An 18438-nucleotide genomic window follows, 5' to 3' on the forward strand; every position below is an offset into this window, starting at 1 on the left:
AGAACCTGGCCCATAGCGCGTCCTTCCATGCCTGGGAAAAGACTGCACCATCAAACCCTGGGATCAAACACCTAGAGCACGAACTGCGTTCATCAGAACGCAGCGTGCTCTAGACCGGGCGGAGGTTGATGGCTGCTTCCTTGCCGCGCTCGACCGCGACCTCATAGGAGATCTTCTGGCCCTCGTTCAGCCCCTGCAGGCCCGCCTTCTGCACGGCGGTGATGTGCACGAAGACGTCCTTCTTGCCATCCTGCGGCACGATGAAGCCGAAGCCCTTGGTTGCGTTGAACCACTTGACGGTGCCAATCGGCATGTGACCGCCACTCCTCTTCAGATGTTCGCACCCGCGCGCCGATCGCCCGGATGGGCGCCACGCGACGGGCGGGTCCTGAAAGCGGTCCGCGGAACGGGTCCGTGGAAGCGTGGCAAGGCAAGCCAGAGCGTAGTGCACCTGAATGATGCCTACACTTCGGCAAAGGTGTCAAAGAGATGTCGGCAAGCTCACATGCATGTCAGGAATCCCGGCGGAGAAAGCAGAACCATCTCCGTGATGCCTGAAATGCAGAAGGGACGAGCCTGGCGGCTCGTCCCCCCGGGAAATCCGACGATCGGAAGCGATCGATCAGAAGTCCATGTCGCCGCCCATGCCGCCCATGCCGCCGCCCGGGCCGCCGGCCGGAGCCGCCGGCTTCGCCGGACGCTCGGCGACCATCGCCTCGGTGGTGATGAGCAGCGAGGCGACCGAAGCCGCATCCTGCAGCGCCGTGCGCACGACCTTGGTCGGGTCGATGATGCCGGCGTCGACGAGGTTCTTGTACTCGTCCTTCTGCGCGTCGTAGCCGAACTCCCACACATCGCTGCGCAGGACCTCACCGGCCACGACCGCGCCGTCCTTGCCGGCGTTCGTCGCGATCTGCTTGCACGGCGCCTGGATCGCCTTGCGGACGATCTCGATGCCGACCTGCTCGTCGCTGTTCAGGCCCTTCAGCCCGCCCAGGTTGGTCGAGGCGCGCAGCAGCGCCACGCCGCCGCCCGGCACGATGCCTTCCTGCACGGCCGCGCGCGTCGCATGCAGCGCGTCGTCCACGCGGTCCTTGCGCTCCTTCACCTCGACCTCGGTGCTGCCACCGACGCGGATGACGGCCACGCCGCCGGCCAGCTTCGCCAGGCGCTCCTGCAGCTTCTCACGGTCGTAGTCCGAGGTGGTCTCCTCGATCTGCGCCTTGATCTGCTCGCAGCGGCCCTGGATCTCGCTCTTCTCGCCGGCGCCGTCGACGATCGTGGTGTTCTCCTTCTCGATGCGCACCATCTTGGCGCGGCCGAGCATGGCGAGCGTCACGTTCTCGAGCTTGATGCCGAGGTCCTCGGAGATCACCTGGCCACCGGTCAGGATCGCGATGTCCTCAAGCATCGCCTTGCGGCGATCGCCGAAGCCCGGCGCCTTGACGGCGGCGATCTTCAGGCCGCCACGCAGCTTGTTGACGACGAGGGTGGCCAGGGCCTCACCCTCGACATCCTCGGCCACGATGACGAGCGGGCGGGAGGACTGCACCACCGCTTCGAGCAGCGGCAGCATCGGCTGCAGCTGGGAGAGCTTCTTCTCGAAGATCAGGATGTAGGGGTTGTCCATCTCCGCGATCATCTTCTCCGCATTCGTGATGAAATACGGGGAGACATAGCCGCGGTCGAACTGCATGCCCTCGACGACGTCGAGCTCGGTCTGGATGCTCTTGGCTTCCTCGACCGTGATCACGCCCTCATTGCCGACCTTCTCCATGGCGGCGGCGATCATCTCGCCGATCTCGGTCTCGCCATTGGCGGAGATGGAGCCGACCTGCGCCACCTCGGCGGAGGTGGAGATCTTCTTGGTCTTGCTCTCGAGCTCGCCGACAACATGCGCCACGGCCTTGTCGATGCCGCGCTTCAGGTCCATCGGGTTCATGCCCGCGGCCACGGCCTTCGCACCCTCGCGCACGATCGCCTGGGCGAGCACGGTCGCGGTGGTGGTGCCGTCGCCGGCCAGGTCGTTGGTCTTCGAGGCCACTTCGCGCACCATCTGGGCGCCCATGTTCTCGAACTTGTCGGACAGCTCGATTTCCTTGGCGACCGTCACACCGTCCTTGGTGATGCGCGGCGCGCCGAAGGACTTGTCGATCACGACGTTGCGGCCCTTCGGGCCAAGCGTCACCTTCACGGCATCGGCCAGAATGTCCACGCCGCGAATCATCTTCTCGCGCGCCGAGGCGCCGAACTTCACGTCCTTAGCAGCCATGTGCTGAATTCCTCATCGAACAGGTTGGCAGAAGAAGCCTAGCCAGGGGCACGCGGCGCGATCGGCGCCGCGCGCCGCGCTCAGGCGGCCTTCGCGACGGCGGGGGTGTCCAGGATGCCCATGATGTCGGACTCCTTCATGATCAGGAGCTCCTCACCACCGAGCTTCACTTCCGTGCCCGACCACTTGCCGAACAGGATGCGGTCACCGGCCTTCACGTCGAGCGCGCGGAGCTCGCCCTTGTCGTTCAGGGTGCCGGAGCCGACGGCGATGACTTCGCCTTCCTGCGGCTTTTCCTTGGCAGTGTCGGGGATGATGATGCCGCCAGCGGTCTTCTCTTCGGCCGTGAGCCGACGAACGAGCACGCGGTCGTGCAGAGGGCGGAACGCCATTTGTGGTCCTCCTGTCGCTTCCAATTGAGTGGCAAGCTCTTCCGGAGAATGTATCGCCAGCGGACCCGTGAGGCATCCGCTAGCACTCCCCCCAGAGGAGTGCCAGCTAGCTAGGCGATGGCCCCAGGCCCGTCAAGCGCCGCAAGCACTCGATCCGCGTGAGTGCTAACACGCCCTGGCAGCAGATCGGCGAGGCGAGTGCCAAGCCGCTGATACTAAACGATTTTCCCTTGCATCCCCACCCGGACATCATGTCATGCTGCACCGCCCAGGCCGTCGATCGGCGGCGGCCGGCACCCGCAGGCCCCTTCGCGGGCCGGAAAGGAGCACGATGGATCTCTCCGGTCTCCAGCGCATCGCTCGCCTCGAAAAGACCCCGGACAACCTTCCCGACTGGCATCTCACCACAGCCGAGATCCTCTACCACCTGCCCGACCACCCGCATCTGCTGCAGAGCTTCATCTGGCAGAAGCATGATCTGGCGCCGCGCTTCCCCGAGCTGACCCGCTTCCTCGATTTCTGGAAGCGCGAGATCGACGGCCCGCTGCATTCCGTGCGCGTCGCCTCCACCGCCCTCACCCGCCCGGCCGAGCTGCGCTACGCCAATGGGCAGTTCCTGCTGCATTGAGGGTGTGCGGCCGAAGGCTTTGCCTTCGGCCCCTCAGCCGCCAACGAACCCACCCGACTGCATGCGCCACAGCCGCGCATAGGTCCCATCGGCCGCCAGCAACTCGGCATGGCTGCCCTGCTCGACGATGCGCCCCTGCTCCAGCACCACGAGGCGGTCCATCCGCGCGAGGGTGGACAGGCGATGCGCCACGGCGATCACGGTCTTGCCCGCCATCAGCCGGTCCAGGCTCTGCTGGATCGCCGCCTCCACTTCCGAATCGAGGGCGCTCGTCGCCTCGTCCAGGATGAGAATCGGCGCATCCTTCAGCAGCACGCGCGCGATCGCCACGCGCTGGCGCTGGCCGCCCGAGAGCTTCACGCCGCGCTCGCCGGCATGGGCTTCGTAGCCGTGGCGCCCGCGCCAATCCGCGAGCGCCTGGATGAAGTCATGCGCCTCCGCCCGGCGCGCCGCATCCTCGACCTCGGCGAGGCTGGCATCGGGCCGGCCGTAGCGGATGTTGTCCAGCACCGAGCGGTGCAGCAGCGCCGTGTCCTGCGTCACCACGCCAATCGCTCCGCGCAGGCTCTCCTGCGTCACGGTCGCGATATCCTGGCCATCGATCAGGATGCGCCCGGCCTCGGGCGTGAAGAAGCGCAACAGCAGGTTGATCGCGGTCGTCTTGCCCGCCCCCGACTGGCCCACCAGCCCCACCCGCTCGCCCGGCGCCACGGTGAGGTCGAAGCCATCGAGCACGCCGCGCGCCCGGCCATAGCCGAAGCGCACGCCCTCGAAGCGGATCTCGCCACGCGGCACCTCGAGCGCCGCCGCCCCGGGGGGATCGGGCGCGCTGGGTGGGATGGCGAGGCTCGCCATGCTCTCCTGCACCGTGCCGATATTCTCGAAGATGCCGGCGACGTTGAACGCCACCCAGCCGGAGATGTTGGCGATCTGCCACGCCATGGGCAGCGCCGCCGCGACCATGCCGAGCGGGATCTCGCCTTGCGACCACAGCCAGATCGCGATGCCCGCCGTGGCCACCAGCATCGACGCGTTGAGCAGCGAGAGCAGCAGGCCGTTGAGCGTGACCAGGCGCGTCTGGCGCCCGAAATCATGGTTCAGCTTCTCGACCGCCTCCCGCACGAAGGCGTCCTCATGCTCCGCGCGGGCGAAGAGCTTCACCGTGACGATGTTGGTGTAGCTGTCCACGACGCGGCCGGTCAGCGTGCTGCGCGCCTCGCTCGCCTTGCGGGAGCGCTCGCGCATCCTCGGCACGATCAGCCGCAGCAGCGTGGCGTAGAGCACGAACCACAGCAGGATCGGCAGCGCGAGCCGCCAATCCGTGCCGGCCAGCAGCAGCACCGCGCCGGTGCCATAGACCAGGATGTACCAGACGGCGCTGACCGACTGCACCACGCTTTCCCGCAGCGCAGGCCCGGCCTGCATCACGCGGTTGGCGATGCGCCCGGCGAAATCCTCCTGGAAGAAGCTCCAGCCCTGGCGCACCACATGCCAATGCGACTGCCAGCGGATCATCGCCGTGACACCCGGAATGATCGCCTGCTGCGTCACCAGGTTCTGCACCAGGATGGCAGCCGGGCGCGCCAGCAGCAGGATCGCCGCCATGCCCGCCAGCGTGCCGCCCGCCTGCGCCCAGATCGCGCCCGGCCCATGCGCCTCCAGCAGGCCGATGACGCGGCCGATGAAGATCGGGATCATCAGGTCGAGCAGCGCGACGACGCCGCCGGCCAGGAACAGGCCGATGAAGAGCATCCAGGCCTGGCGCACGAAATGCCAGTAGAAGCCGATCAGCCGGCGCGGTGGCGGCGCCTCCGGCACCGGCACGCCCAGCACCCGGCCGGCGCGCGTGCCCGGCGGGGCCACGGGGTCGATGGCGCGTTCGAAGAGTCGGAACAGCAACATCCGGCCAGGACGCGCCGAACCCGGCGGCAGGTCAAGCGGGCGCGGGGCCTTCCACCAGCTCCACCGCGCGCTGCAAGTCGACACTCAGCAGCCGCGACACGCCGCGCTCCTGCATCGTCACGCCATAGAGCCGGTGCATCCGCCCCATGGTGAGCGGGTGGTGCGTGACGATCAGGAAGCGCGTGCCGCCGCGGCCCTGCTCGTCGGGCGCGGCCATGGCGTCCAGCAGGTCGCAGAGCCGTTCCACATTCGCGTCGTCGAGCGGCGCATCCACCTCGTCCAGCACGCAGACCGGCGCGGGGTTGAAGCGGAAGACGGCGAAGATCAGGGAGAGCGCCGTCAGCGCCTGCTCGCCGCCCGAGAGCAGGTTCAGCGAGGCCAGCTTCTTGCCCGGCGGCTCGGCATAGATCTCGAGCCCGGCCTCCAGCGGATCCTCGCTGCCGACCAGCGCCAGATGCGCCCGCCCGCCGCCGAAGAGCCGCGTGAAGAGCGCGCGGAACTCGGCATCGACCTTGTCGAAGACCACGCGCAGCCGCTCCCGCCCCTCGCGGTTGAGATGGCCGATGGACCCCCGCAGCTTGGCGATGGCCGTCGCCACCTCCTCGCGCTCGCTGTCGATCTGGGCGCGGCGGGCATCCAGCTCGGACAATTCGATCTCGGCGCGCAGATTGACCGCGCCCATCTCCTCGCGCTCGCGCACCAGGCGTTCCAGCTTGCGCCGCGCCTTCTCCTCCGCCGCGTCGCTGAGTTCAGGCACGTCCTCGGGCAGGGCCGGGTGCTCAGGGCCGAGGCGCTCCACCACCCGTTCCTCCACCGAAAGGGCGGCGGCCTCGGCCTGCTGGGCGGCGGCCTCGGCCCGCAGCTGCGCCTCGCGCGCCTGGGCGAAGGCGGCATCGGCAAGACGCCTTGCCTCGGTGGCGGCGCGATCCTCGGCCTCGGCGGCGGCCAGGGCCTGGCTGGCCGCGGCGTGCAGCGCCTCAGCCTCGGCCAGCGCGGCCCCCGCGGTCGCGCGCCGGGCGGCGGCGGCTTCCGGGGCATCGGCGAGGCCCGCCACCTCGGCGGCGGCCTCGCCGGCGCGATCGGCGAGTTCCTTGTGGCGCTGCGTCGCCTCCGCATGGCGGCGCGCCCATTCCGCCCGTTCCGGCCCGATCGCCTCGACCCGCGCGGCGATCCGCCCGCCCTCGGCGGCCAACGTCGCCCGCGAATCGCGCGCCGCGGCCTCATTCTCCCGCGCCCGGGCGAGCTCCGCGCGCGCGGCCTCGACGGCGGCGCGGAGGGCGACGAGGTCGGGCGCCGTGGCCCGCGCCGCCTGGGCCTGTTCCAGGGCGTGGCTGGCCTCGCGATGCTCCGCGGCCAGCCGCTCGGCCTCCGGCAGCAGCGCGGCGAGGCGGGCCTGCGCCGCTTCCTCCCGCGCCGCGAGGCGGCGCACCTGCTCCTGCGCGGCGGCGAGGCGCGCCTCGCCCGCCCGGCGGGCCTCGCGCGCCGCGGTTTCCGCCCGCATCGCCATCGTCTCGGCCTGGGCGGCCTGCTCGCGCAGCGACCGTGCCGCGGCGGCGTCAGGAGCGCTGGCGCGCGCCGTGCGCGCCGCGGCGACGGCCGCAGCCGCGGCCTCATGCTCGGCTTCCAGGCGCTGCAACTCGGGCGCCAGCGCGGCGAGGCGCTGCTCCGCCTGCTGGGCGCGGGCGAGGATGCGTTCCAGCGCCGTCGTCGCCGCGGCGTGGCGGCGCTCGGCCTGGGCGCGCTGCTCGCGCAGGCGGGCTTCCTCGCCGCGCGCGACCTGTTCATCGGCGGCGGCTTCCCGGCGCGCTTCCGTGGCGGCGGCGGCGGCGACCTCGGCGGCATCCAGCCGGGCCTCGGCCGCGCGCAGGGCGTTGCGCTGGGCGAGCCGCACCGTCGCCGGCGTCGGCGCCCCGGCGCGCAGGCAATGGCCATCCCAGCGCCAGACCGCGCCTTCCTCCGTCACCAGCGCCTGGCCCGGGCGGAGCAGCGGCATCAGCGCCGCGCCATCCTGTCCCTTGGGCAGCAGGCCGACCTGGGAGAGCGCCCGCGCGAGCGCCGCCGGCGCCTCGACGAGCCGCGCCAGGGGCACCGCGCCGGCCGGCAGGCCCGGCAGGGGATCGAGCGGCGGCAGCAGCCGCCAATGCCGCGCGGCGCCCTCATCCAGCGGGCTTTCCAGCGCCTCGCCGATCGCCGCCCCCAGGGCCGCTTCCAGCCCCGGCGGGACCGAGACCGCATCAAGCACCGGCGAGAGGCCGAGGCCGGCTTCGCGCGCGCGCAGCACATCGGCGAGGGCGGCGACCTCCGCCGCCGCGCGGGTGCGCTGGCCCTCGGCCTCGCTGGCCTGGCTGCGCGCCGCCTCATGCCGCGCCTGGGCCGCGCCGCGCGCCGCCTCGCTCGCGGCCAGCGCGGCCTGGGCGGTGGCGAGCAGGGCGGCGGCCTCCTGCGCTTCCGCCTGCGCCGCCGCCTGCTCCGACTCCGGCACCAGGGAGGCCTGCGCCGAATCGCGCTCCGCCGTCAGCCGCGCCCGCTGTTCCGCAAGCCGCCGCGCCGTGCCTTCGGCCCCCTGGAGGGCGGCGATGGCGCGCGATTCCAGGCTTTCGGCCTCGGCCGCCGCGCGCCGCGCCGCCTCATGCGCCGCCTGCGCCGCCGCGCGGGCGGATTCGGCGGTGGCCAATTCCTGTTCGGCGGCCGCCAGCTCGGCCTCGGCAGTGCCGACGGCGGCGTTGGCGGCGCCGAGCTGTTCGGCCGGCACCAGCGTGGCGAGGGTGGCCTCGCGCTCCTTGTCCAGGGTCTGCTGCACGGTGGCGAGGCGCGCGACCCGCGCCGCCGCCTCGGCCTCGGCCTTCGCCAGGGCCTCGACCCGCACGGCGGCCTCCGCCGCCGCGGCGGTGGCGCGGTCCGCCGCCTCGGCGGCCTGGCGCATGGCCTCGATCGCCGCGGCCTCGAAGCGCTCGGCCTCCTGCAGGCGGGCCGGCAGGCCCTCGGCCATGGCGGCGAGTTCGGCGGCTTCCTGGGCGAGGCGCGCCTGGGCGCCGGCGGCATCCGCCATCGCGGCCTCGGCATGGCCGAGGTCCCGGCGCAGCACGCCCTGGCGCGCCTCGGCGGCGGCCAGGGCCTCGCGCGCCCGAGCCTCCTCGGCGCCCAGCGTCTCGGCCTCGACGCGGCGGCGCTCGAGCCCGGTGCGGGCGGCGGCCTCCCGCGCGCGGGGCTCGGGCAGGCCCTGGGCGGCGGCGAAGGCGCGCCGTGCCGCGCCCTCGGCCTCGAACTCGGCCGCACCGGTCGCGCGCCGTGCCAGGGCGAAGGCCTCCCGCGCCTGGGCCAGGGCGGCCTGGGCGCGGGCGCGCAGCAGCGCGAGCCACTCGATCTCGGCCGCACGCACCAGGCCCGAGAGGTTGCGGTAGCGCGCCGCCTGGCGGGCCTGGCGCTGCAGGCTCTGCCGGCCGGATTCGAGCTGGCCGATCAGATCCTCGGCGCGGGCGAGGTTCGCCTCGGCCTGGCGGAGCTTCAGCTCGGCCTCATGCTTGCGGGCGCGCAGCCCGGCGATGCCGGCCGCTTCCTCGAGCACGCCGCGGCGATCCTCGGGCTTGGCCTGGATCAGCGCGGCGACGCGGCCCTGGCTGACCATGGCGGAAGAGCGCGCGCCCGAGCCGATGTCGGCGAACATGGTCTGCACGTCGCGCGCGCGCAGTTCCCGGCCATTCACGCGGAAGGAACTGCCCTCCCCGCGCGCGATCTTGCGCGAGATTTCCAGGTCGGCCGCATCCGCATTCGGCGGCGGGGCCAGCCCCGAGGCTTCCTCCAGGATCAGCGTCACCTCGGCGAGGTTGCGGCCCGGCCGCGTGGCCGTGCCGGCGAAGATGACGTCCTCCATCTCGCCCCCGCGCATGGAGCGGGCATTGCTCTCGCCCATCGCCCAGCGCAGGGCCTCGACCACATTGGACTTGCCGCAGCCATTGGGGCCGACGATGCCGGTCAGGCCGGGCAGGACCTCGACCACGGTGGGCTCGGCGAAGGATTTGAACCCGGCGATGCGCAGGCGCGTGAGCCGCGCGCTGCGCGCGGCCTCCGCCTGGGCTGCGCTGCGTTCGGGCTCCTGCGCGGGCTCGCCGGTGTCGGCCGGCACGGCTTCCATCAGGTCAGCGCGTTTCCGCCACCAGGGCGGCGAAGCGGTCGAAGGGCAGGTTGCCGGGCACCACGCGCGTGCCGAAGACGAAGGTCGGCGTGGAGTTCACATTGTGCTGCTGCTGGCCGGCCACGCGCTGCTCGAGGATCCCGCGCGCGAGGTCCTGGTCCGCCACCGCCGCGTCGAATTGCGGGCGGGTCATGCCGGCCAGCGCCGCGAGGCGATACAGCTCCTCCCGCGGGTCGGCGTTGCGGTTGAAGGCCCAGCGATCCTGGCTGGCGAAGAGGGTGGAGATGAAGGGGTCATAGCGCTCGGGCGGCAGGCTCCGGGCGATCTGCGCCGCCGCCAGCGCCAGGCCATCGAGCGGGAAGTCCCGGAAGACCAGGCGGATGCGCCCGGTGTCGACCAGCTCGCGCTTCACGCGGGGCATGGTGTCCCGGTGGAAGGCGGCGCAATGCCCGCAGGTGAGGGAGAAATACTCGATCACGGTCACGGGTGCCTCGGCCCGGCCGAGGGAGCGCTCCGCGAGCCGGGGGTCGGTGTTCGGCGCGGCCGGGGGCGTCTGCGCCCATGCCGCGGCCGGGGCCAGGGCCGGGGCGACGAATCCGCCCAGCCCGAACACGGCGACGGCCTTGGCGGCCAGGAGGCGACGATCGCGATTCATGTCAGCACCCTTCCAAACCCGGGGACTCGCGCCGCCGGGGGATCAGTTCATGGCTTTCGATAGACTCCGCTGGCCAGCTTTGCCAGTGCATCACGCAGCTCGCCCGGCGGCAGGGCGTCGAGCCGGGCCTGCAAGTCGGCCGGCAGGGCGGTGGCGCGCGGCGGCGGCGGGGCCGCCGGCCCGCGCTGCGGCGCCTGCTGCACGAATTTCAGGCGCTCCACCGCGGTGCGGCCCAGATGGGCGTTGATCCGGGCGATCAGCTCCGGGGCCAAATGCTGCAGCTCCATCGCCACCGGCCCGGCGCAGCCCAGGGTCAGGGTGCCCGAGCTCAGCCGGATGGGCTGGGTCACGGCGGCCAAGGCGGGGCCGATGATGCTGCTCCAATCCGCCATCAGCTGCGCCCCGGCCGGGCTGCGCTTGCGGAAGGCCACCCGCGTGAGCGGCGGAATCAGCGTGGCGAGCGCCACCGGGGCTGTCGGAAACCGCCGATCCTTGGCATCACCTGCCATCCGTGACCCCTCCACCTGCCCGCGACCTTCTGGACTGGTACGACCGCAACGGCCGGGCGCTGCCCTGGCGCGGCGGCACCGCCATCGCCGACCCTTACCGCGTTTGGCTCTCCGAGGTCATGCTGCAGCAGACCACGGTCGCCACGGTGGGTCCGCGCTTCGCCCGCTTCCTGGCGCGCTTCCCCACGGTCGAGGCCCTGGCCGCCGCGCCCTGGGAGGAGGTGGCCGAAGAATGGGCGGGGCTGGGCTACTATGCCCGGGCGCGCAACCTGCATGCCGGCGCGCGGATGCTGGCGGCGCGGGGCTTTCCCGACAGCGTGGACGGGCTGCGCGAGATCCCCGGCATCGGTCCCTACACGGCCTCGGCCATCGGGGCGATCGCCTTCGGCATCCCGATCGTGCCGCTGGATGGCAATGTCGAGCGCGTGGTCGCCCGGCTGCACCGGGTCGAGGCGCCGCTGCCCGGGGCCAAGGCGACGCTGGGCGCGCTGGCGCAGGGCTGGATGGCGCAGCCGGAAGCCCGCGCGCGGCCGGGCGATTTCGCGCAGGCGCTGTTCGATCTCGGCGCGCGGATCTGCACGCCGCGCAACCCTTCCTGCGTGCTCTGCCCCTGGCGTGAGGGCTGCCTGGGCCGGCGCGGCGGCGCGCCCGCCGAATTGCCGCGCAAGGCCGCCCGCCGCGTCCGGCCGCTGCGCCACGGGGTGCATTTCTGCGCGCTGCGCGGCGCGGAGGAGGTGCTGGTGCGCCGCCGGCCGGAAAGCGGCCTGCTCGGCGGGATGCTGGAACTGCCGGGCACGCCCTGGCGCGAGGCGCCATGGTCGGCCGCCGAAGCCCTGGCCCTGGCTCCGCACCTCGGCCTGGAGTGGCGCCGGGCGCCGGGCGAGGCGCGGCACGGCTTCACGCATTTCGAGCTGCGCGTCGAACTCTTCGTGGCGGTGGCGCCGGAAGGCTGCGTGGCAGCGGAGGGCCATGTCTGGCTGGATCGGCGCCAGGCGCTGGCCGCGATGCCGACCGCGATGCGCAAGGTGCTGGCGTTGCTCCCGCACGGCAGCGGTGAGCCATCGGGCAACGCCTGATTCGCCCCGCCCGCCTGGCAGCGCAGGTCTTCGAGCGGCGGATGCGGTGGGTTCGTGGGCAGGCGCGACCTTGGTCGGCACGCAGCCTGCGCCGGCATCAGAGATCCAGGCGCGTCAGCGTCCAGTCGATGCGCGGGAAATCGGGCATCTCGCGCCCATCATCGACGCCGATCTCGGCAGCGATCGCGCGCTCGAGCTTGCCGCGCATCGTCTCGATCAGGGCGGCATTGCCCGTGCGATCCAGCGCGAGGTTGCGTGTCTCGGCCGGATCGGTGGCGAGGTCGAACAGCTCGACATCATTGGACCGGTAGAGCGCATCGAGCGTCTCGGGCCGGTTGCGCTGCGTCGGCGCGAAATAGCGGGTGAAGCGGTACCGCCCGTCGAACACGCTGCGCAGGCTGCCGCGCTTGGCGAGATCGGGCTGGAAGCCCTGCCGGCGCAGCTCCGCGCGCGGTTCGCGCCCGGCTGCACGCGCCGCCGCCACTGCCGCCCAGAGCGCGGCGTCGTTGGTGCTGAGCCCGCTATAGGTGAACAACACGCTCTCCCGCGCTGCGTGCACGTCCGCTGCACCGGGATTGACGAGCAGCGGCGTGAGGTCCTTGCCCGGCAGGGCGCGGCGCGCGAGTTCCGCCACGCGCCCGGGCGCGACGCCGGCCATCGCCAGCAGGGTCGGCACCAGGTCGATATGGCCTGTCAGCGCGCGGCATTCCTGCCCGCCGCGTACATCCGGGTGCGTGACGTAGAAGGGCAGATGCGTGGTCTCGGCATAGGCGAAGGGGCCCTTGCCATGCAGCCCGTGCGCGCCCGCCATCTCGCCGTGATCGGCGGTGAAGACGACCGCCGTGCGATCCGTGAGACGCAGAGAATCCAGTTCCGCGAGCAGCCCCGCCATCGTGTTGTCCACGTTGCGGATGCAGTTGATGTAGTAGTCGTGGAAGCGGCGCCAGCGCTCAGGCTCGGGCGGGATGTGGCCGAGCAGGATGTTCCACATGCGCTGGAACTCGCCATGCGCGGCGGGCCGGCCGGGCGCATCGAAGGGCTCGGTCAGCGTGGGCGGCAGGGGCGTGTCCCAACTCGCGCGGTAGAGGGCGTGGTCGGGCGCGCGCTGCGGCGCCTGGAACAGCCTGCCCGTGTCCTGCACCGCCTGGCCCGGCAGGTCGGTGTTGAAGAACATGACGTCATGCGGGTTCACGAGGCTGACGAAGAGCGCCCAGGGCCTGCCTTCATCCTCCAGCACGCGGCCGTGGCGGCGCAGCCAGGTCACGGCGCTGCCGGCGATCAGGTGGTCGAACTGGTAGCCGCCGAGCGCATGGCCGATGATGTCGCCCACGCCGTTGTAGTCGGCGAAGCCGTGCTGCTCCATCTCGCGGGTGAAGAGCCGCTCGGGCTCGGCCACGTCGAAGCTGTCGTTGAGGTGCCACTTGCCCTTGTAGGCGGTGTAGTAGCCGGCCGCGCGCAGCATGTGGCCGATGGTGGGGATGTCGGGCGAGAGCTTCGACACCCAGGGCACGTCGGTGTTCTCGAACATGCCGTTGTCGGGTGTCTGCAGCCCGGTCATCAGCACGGCGCGGGAGGAGGTGCACATCACCGCCGGGCAGTGATGCGCGTGGAAGGTCACGCCCTGGCGCGCCAGGCGCTCATGCCCCGGCAACGAGAGGCCGGCCGGCCAGCGCGCGGCGTAGCGTTCCTGGTCCGTGAAGACGAAGAGCAGGTTGGGCCGCCGCATGCCGCCCCCGCGGATCGCAAGCGCTGGTGCCGCGACGCCCTGCGCCCGTGCGGGTCCGGAAAGCCCGGCCGCCGCGCCTGCGAGCGTGGCCATGCCGGCCAGCACCGCGCGGCGCGAACTGCCCGATCCCGTCCTTGCCTGATCCATCGCCGCATCCTCCTTCCGCCGGTTGTTTCAGAAGCGGCGGGCGACGCCGCGGATCGGACCGCCCTTGGACCTTCTGCTTCCGGTGCTGCTGTGGTAGATTGACGATGTTGTCATTTTGACAATTTTGTCAATTCAATCTTTGCCCCATGCGTCCCGGCCCGCGGCAGGGGCGCCACGCAGGCGGGAGGGCTCCGGGATGGATCCGAGACGGGCCGAGCTGGGCAAGGCGCGGCGGAATCGTACGCGCAGCGCGCTGGTGCAGGCGGCGCTGCGGGTCTTCGCGCGGATGGGGCCTGATGCGCCAAACGTGGATGACTTCATCGCCGAGGCCGGCGTCGCGCGCGGCACCTTCTACAACTACTTCGAGGGGCGGGATGATCTGCTGATCGCCGTGGCCACCCTGGCGGCCGAACGGATGGAGGCGGCGCGGCTCGGGGCGCAGGCCCTGGCCGATCCGGCGGAGCGGATGGCCTGCGCGCTGCGCGGCTACATCCGTCAGGCCGCGGCGGATCCGCATTGGGGCTGGGCGATCGTGCGCATCGCGCTCGTGGCCGCGCCGCTGGGCCCGGCGATGCGGGCCAATCTCGCACTGGATCTCGCCGAGGGCGCCGCTACGGGCCGTTTCGTCCTGGCCTCGGTACAGGCGGCGCAGGATCTGGTGCTCGGCGCCGGAATCATGGGCATGCGCAGCGTCCTGCGTGGCGAGGCGGGGCCAGACCATGCCGAGGTCGTCGCCTGCCTCGTGCTGCGGGCGCTGGGCGTTCCGGATGCGGCCGAAGTCGCGGCGCGGCCGCTGCCCGGGGGAGCGGGCACGCGGTCGGAGGCCGGTGTGCGGACAGGATGAGGCGTGGGTCTAGGGCCTCTGGACATTTGGGCCGGGATGCAGCCGGCGAGGGATTTCTTGCGCTGGGAAGGCGGACAGCGGAGCCGATGGCGATCCATCGGCGAGCATGGCCAAGGCACCCAGCGCACGAAGTTCCGACCTGTGGCCCGAAGGGCCGAGGCGCTGCCACGACGCCCACCCGGCGCCTGGTATCAAGTGATCGCGGCTCCGCCGAGGGCCATCAGCCGGCCCGCTCGCCCGTCTTCCGCTCGACGGTGCCCAGCGCATCCGCGAGCCGGTGTGTCGCGCTACCGGGCCGTGCCGGTTGTTGCTGGCTGGCATGCGGCGCCCAGCCCGTGAGCATCAGCAGCCGCAGCGGCGCCGTGTAGCCCTGGGGTCCCGGCGTCAGCGCCGCCGCCGCCTGGGGGAAGAGCGCGCGCGGCGGGATGCGCCGGTCGCGCGCCAGCACGGCATTGCCCTCGCCGGCCGCGCGCAGATCCGCGAAGAGCCCGAAGGGCGTGCGCCAGGCGAGGTCGAGTTCCTCCGCATCCGCCACCGGCAGGGCGAAGCCGGCGCGCTGCAGCAGCCCCGCCCCGTCGCGCAGCTCGGGGAAGGGGGCGATGCGGGGCGAGAGCCCGCCGCGCAGCGCGATCTCGCTCGCCGCCAGGGCCTCGCGCAGCGGTTGCAGCGTGCCGAGGCCGGGCAGGGAGGCCAGGAACAGCCCATCGGGGCGCAGGGCGCGGCGGATCTGGATCAACGCGCCGGGCAGGTCGTTGACGCCGTGCAGGGAGAGGCTGGCCACGATCAGGTCGAAGCTCTCCGGCGCGAAGGGCAGGAATTCCTCATCCGCCGCCACGGGCTGGCCCCCCGCCAGGGCCGCCATGCGGGGTGAGAGATCGGCCGAGACCACGAACTCGACCCCGCGCGCGCGCAGCCGGGGGGCGACCACGCCCCGCCCGCCGAGATCGAGCGCGCGGGTGAAGCGCCGCGTCGTGTCGTCCAACCGGTCGAGCAGCAGATCGGCCGCGGCCTCCAGGATCGGTGCCACCTGGTGCACGCTGCCCGCCGCACGGTCGCGCCGGCGCCGCAGCAAGGTGCGATCGAAAATCCGCATCGGGTCCATAACGGCCAGATGCGCCCGCTTCGCCCCGGCGACAAGCGGGTCTAAGCTCGCGCGATAACCAGAGGGAGCCCGACCATGAACGCCGCCGACGTCTCCGCCGCACGCACCGTTGCCGTTGCCGCCACGATCGATCGCATCCGCGCCATCCAGGCCGCGCAGGGCGTGACGCGCCCGGCGCTGGACGCCATCCGCGCGGAGCTCATGGCGCTCGCGGCGCAGGAGCATCTGTTCCCCTCCGCGCATTTCCCGCCGCCGCCGCCGGGCGAGAAGGGCGGCAACCGCTACTTCCTGCAGGAGGACCCGGATCACCGCTTCGCGCTCTACATGAACGCGCTGAATCCCGGCAACGCCACCAAGCCGCATGACCACACCACCTGGGCCGTGGTCGTGGCGGTGGAGGGGCAGGAGCTGAACAAGGTCTATGACCGCACCGATGACGGCACCGACCCCGAGCGCTGCGAACTGCGGCTGCGCGAGGAGATCATGGTGGAGCCCGGCCGCGGCATCTGCCTGATGCCGGAGGACATCCACTCCATCCACACCCTGGGCTCCGTGCCCACCCGGCATCTGCACATGTACGGCCTGGCGCTCGAGGTGCTGGACAACCGCAAGGGCTATGACGACGAGACCGGCAAGGTCACCGGCTACAACCGCGCCTACATGAAGCCGAGCCTGGCGCCGCTGGGCTGAGGCGATGACCCTCATCGCGCCGGCGACGCTCAAGGCCTGGCTGCGGGATGGCCGCGAATTGGCCATCCTCGATGCGCGGGAGGAGGGCGAGTTCGGCGCCTCCCACCTGTTCTGGGCGGTGCCCTGCCCGCTCTCGGTGGCGGAGCTGCGCGCCCCTGCGCTGCTGCCGCGGCGCGACGTGCGCGTGGTCTGCACCGATGGCGGGGCCGGCCATGCGGAGCGCCTCGCCGCCGTGCTGGCCGGGCTGGGCTGCACGGCGGTGCATGTGCTGGAAGGCGGGACGCCCGGCTGGCAGGCGGCGGGGTTCGAGGTCTTCTCGGGCGTGAACGTGCCCTCCAAGGCCTTCGGCGAATGGGTCGAGCACCATTACGGGACGCCTTCGGTCGATGCCGCGGACCTGGCCGCGATGCAGGCGGCGGGCGCGGATCTGCTGATCGTCGATTCCCGCCCGATGGCGGAGTTCGAACGCATGTCGATCCCCGGCGGCATCAACGTGCCGGGTGGCGAGCTCGCCTATCGCGTGCCGGCCATGCTCGCGCGGCCGCAGACGAAGGTGGTGGTGAATTGCGCCGGGCGCACGCGCTCGATCCTGGGGGCGGAGAGCCTGCGCCGGGCCGGGCTGCCGAACCCGGTGGTCGCGCTGCGCAACGGCACGATGGGCTGGGAACTCGCCGGCTTCCACTGCGCGACCGGCAAGCGCGACCGCTATCCGGAGGGCACGCCCCCCGATGCGGCGGAAAGCCGTGCCCGCGCCGAGGCCTTCGCACGGGAGGCCGGCGTGCGCTGGATCGACTCCGGCGACCTCACCCGGCTGCGGGCGGAGCCGGGCCGCACGACCTATCTGCTCGATGTGCGCGACGCGGCCGAATACGCCGCGGGGCATGTGCCGGGCTCGCGCCACGCGCCGGGCGGGCAGCTGGTGCAGGCGACCGATGGCTGGGTCGCGGTGCGCCATGCCCGCATCGTGCTGGTGGACGATACCGGCACCCGCGCGGCCATGACCGCCGGCTGGCTGCGCCAATTGGGCGGCTGGGAGGTGCTGGTGCTGCGCGACGGGCTCGGCGGCGCGTGCGAGACCGGCATGCCGCCTTCCGCCCTGGAGGGCGTGGCCCCGCCGCGCACCGTCACCGTGGCGGAGCTGGCCGCGCTGCTGGCCGAGGGCCGGGCGGCGGTGGTGGATCTCGCGCGCTCCATCGCCTTCCGCGCCGGGCATATCCCGGGCGCCCTCTGGGGCATCCGCACGCGGCTCGGCCCCGTGGCGGCGCGGCTGCCGGCGGGCGCGCTGGCGGTGATCGCGGCCCCGGACCCCGATCTCGCGGCGCTGGCGGCGGTGGAACTCGGCGCGCTGCATGCCGGGGGTGTGGCGGTGCTGGCGGGCGGCACGGCGGCCTGGCAGGCGGCCGGCCATCCGCTCGCGGCCGATCGGCGCGTGCCGAGCGATGCCGATTGCGTCGACTGGTATCTGCGCCCCTATGACCGCAATGAGGGCGTGGAGGCGGCGATGCACGCCTATCTCGCCTGGGAAATCGACCTCGTGCATGCCGTCGAACGCGATGGCGACGCGCCCTTCGGCGCCTGGTGAGATGGGCAGCCCCGTCGCGGCCGGCTTGCGACGGCTGGGGGCGGGGCTGCTGGATACGCTGCTGCCGCCGCATTGCCTGAGCTGCGACGAAGGGGTGGAGGTGCAGGGCACGCTCTGCCCTGCCTGCTTTCGCGCCACGCACAGCCTGACAGAGCCTTTCTGCGCGCGCTGCGGCGTGCCCTTCCTGCATGCCGGCCAGGGGGCGGGCGGGCTCTGCCCGACCTGCCTGGCGCAGCCGCCGAGCTATGACGCGGCGCGCGCGGCGCTGCATTACGATGACGGCGCGCGGCGCCTGCTGCTGCCCTTCAAGCATGCCGACCGGCCGGATCTGGCTGGGCCACTCGCCACGCGCATGGCCCGCGCCGGGCGCGAATTGCTGGCGCGGGCGGATCTGGTGGCGCCGGTGCCGCTGCATTGGCTGCGGCTCTGGGCGCGGCGCTACAATCAGGCGGCGCTGCTCGGCCGGCGCCTGGCGCGGGAGGCGCGGCTGCCCTTCGTGCCGGACCTGCTCACCCGCGCCCGCGCCACGCCGCCGATGGGCGACCGCAGCGCGGCCGAGCGCGCCGCCCTGCTCGCCGGGGTCTTCCGCCTGCATCCGCGCCGTGCCGCCCTGCTGCAGGGCCGGCGCGTGCTGCTGGTGGACGATGTCATGACCTCCGGCGCCACGGCCGAGGCCTGCGCGCGGGTGCTGCGCGCGGCCGGCGCGGCCGGGGTGGATGTGCTGGCCGCCGCGCGCGTGCCCGACCCCCGCCTGGCGGAGCGGGCTTGACCGCAACCCCGC

General features: G+C 72.6%; 15 protein-coding genes. 6 read left to right on the forward strand and 9 right to left on the reverse strand.

All coding sequences use genetic code 11. The annotated features are described in order from the left end of the window. Positions 1–109: 109 nt before the first annotated feature. From AC2D9U_RS09855 to groES, 3 genes are all read right to left on the reverse strand, one after another. Positions 110–313, reverse strand: a complete 204-nt coding sequence (locus tag AC2D9U_RS09855; RefSeq protein WP_482000730.1) for a cold-shock protein — start codon at positions 311–313, stop codon at positions 110–112. Positions 314–622: 309 nt separating this feature from the next. Next, the gene (groL, locus tag AC2D9U_RS09860; RefSeq protein ID WP_484748385.1) at positions 623–2272 is read right to left on the reverse strand and encodes a chaperonin GroEL; all 1650 of its coding nucleotides are present in this window, start codon (positions 2270–2272) and stop codon (positions 623–625) included. A gap of 80 nt (positions 2273–2352) precedes the next feature. Next, the gene (gene groES, locus AC2D9U_RS09865) at positions 2353–2664 is read right to left on the reverse strand and encodes a co-chaperone GroES (RefSeq protein WP_484748386.1); all 312 of its coding nucleotides are present in this window, start codon (positions 2662–2664) and stop codon (positions 2353–2355) included. A 331-nt stretch (positions 2665–2995) separates the two neighbouring features. On the opposite strand from groES, the gene AC2D9U_RS09870 reads away from it, so the two are divergent. Beyond that, positions 2996–3292 carry an usg protein gene (locus tag AC2D9U_RS09870; RefSeq protein WP_484748387.1) on the forward strand — a complete coding sequence of 99 codons (297 nt, stop codon included), beginning with the start codon at positions 2996–2998 and terminating at the stop codon, positions 3290–3292. 33 nt (positions 3293–3325) lie between these two features. On the opposite strand, the gene AC2D9U_RS09875 is transcribed toward AC2D9U_RS09870, so the two are convergent. From AC2D9U_RS09875 to AC2D9U_RS09890, 4 genes are all read right to left on the reverse strand, one after another. After that, entirely contained in the window at positions 3326–5194 is a 1869-nt protein-coding gene (locus AC2D9U_RS09875) for an ABC transporter ATP-binding protein (protein ID WP_484748389.1), read from the reverse strand. A 31-nt stretch (positions 5195–5225) separates the two neighbouring features. Continuing rightward, positions 5226–9230, reverse strand: a complete 4005-nt coding sequence (locus AC2D9U_RS09880; protein ID WP_484749680.1) for a chromosome segregation SMC family protein — start codon at positions 9228–9230, stop codon at positions 5226–5228. Between the two features lie 100 nt (positions 9231–9330). Further along, positions 9331–9981 carry a DsbA family protein gene (locus AC2D9U_RS09885; protein WP_484748390.1) on the reverse strand — a complete coding sequence of 217 codons (651 nt, stop codon included), beginning with the start codon at positions 9979–9981 and terminating at the stop codon, positions 9331–9333. Between the two features lie 47 nt (positions 9982–10028). Beyond that, positions 10029–10490 carry a DUF721 domain-containing protein gene (locus AC2D9U_RS09890; protein ID WP_484748392.1) on the reverse strand — a complete coding sequence of 154 codons (462 nt, stop codon included), beginning with the start codon at positions 10488–10490 and terminating at the stop codon, positions 10029–10031. Between the two features lie 2 nt (positions 10491–10492). Here AC2D9U_RS09890 and AC2D9U_RS09895 point away from each other — a divergent pair, with 2 nt between their 5' ends. After that, positions 10493–11566 (forward strand): A/G-specific adenine glycosylase, encoded by a 1074-nt coding sequence (locus tag AC2D9U_RS09895; protein ID WP_484748393.1) that lies wholly within the window; start codon positions 10493–10495, stop codon positions 11564–11566. A gap of 97 nt (positions 11567–11663) precedes the next feature. Here AC2D9U_RS09895 and AC2D9U_RS09900 read toward each other — a convergent pair whose 3' ends face one another. Further along, positions 11664–13439 (reverse strand): sulfatase family protein, encoded by a 1776-nt coding sequence (locus AC2D9U_RS09900; protein WP_484748394.1) that lies wholly within the window; start codon positions 13437–13439, stop codon positions 11664–11666. Between the two features lie 196 nt (positions 13440–13635). Here AC2D9U_RS09900 and AC2D9U_RS09905 point away from each other — a divergent pair, with 196 nt between their 5' ends. Beyond that, positions 13636–14283 carry a TetR/AcrR family transcriptional regulator gene (locus tag AC2D9U_RS09905; protein WP_484748395.1) on the forward strand — a complete coding sequence of 216 codons (648 nt, stop codon included), beginning with the start codon at positions 13636–13638 and terminating at the stop codon, positions 14281–14283. Between the two features lie 220 nt (positions 14284–14503). On the opposite strand, the gene AC2D9U_RS09910 is transcribed toward AC2D9U_RS09905, so the two are convergent. Further along, complete coding sequence (locus AC2D9U_RS09910) at positions 14504–15376, reverse strand: class I SAM-dependent methyltransferase (protein ID WP_484748396.1); 873 nt, start codon at positions 15374–15376, stop codon at positions 14504–14506. 84 nt (positions 15377–15460) lie between these two features. On the opposite strand from AC2D9U_RS09910, the gene AC2D9U_RS09915 reads away from it, so the two are divergent. From AC2D9U_RS09915 to AC2D9U_RS09925, 3 genes are read left to right on the forward strand one after another with little or no spacing between them, the layout of a single operon-like run. Then, positions 15461–16075 (forward strand): cysteine dioxygenase family protein, encoded by a 615-nt coding sequence (locus AC2D9U_RS09915; RefSeq protein ID WP_484748397.1) that lies wholly within the window; start codon positions 15461–15463, stop codon positions 16073–16075. 4 nt (positions 16076–16079) lie between these two features. Then, positions 16080–17657 (forward strand): rhodanese-like domain-containing protein, encoded by a 1578-nt coding sequence (locus tag AC2D9U_RS09920; protein ID WP_484748398.1) that lies wholly within the window; start codon positions 16080–16082, stop codon positions 17655–17657. Between the two features lies 1 nt (position 17658). After that, entirely contained in the window at positions 17659–18426 is a 768-nt protein-coding gene (locus AC2D9U_RS09925) for a double zinc ribbon domain-containing protein (RefSeq protein WP_484748399.1), read from the forward strand. Positions 18427–18438 lie beyond the last annotated feature (12 nt).

This window comes from Roseomonas sp. TF40 (assembly GCF_057219975.1).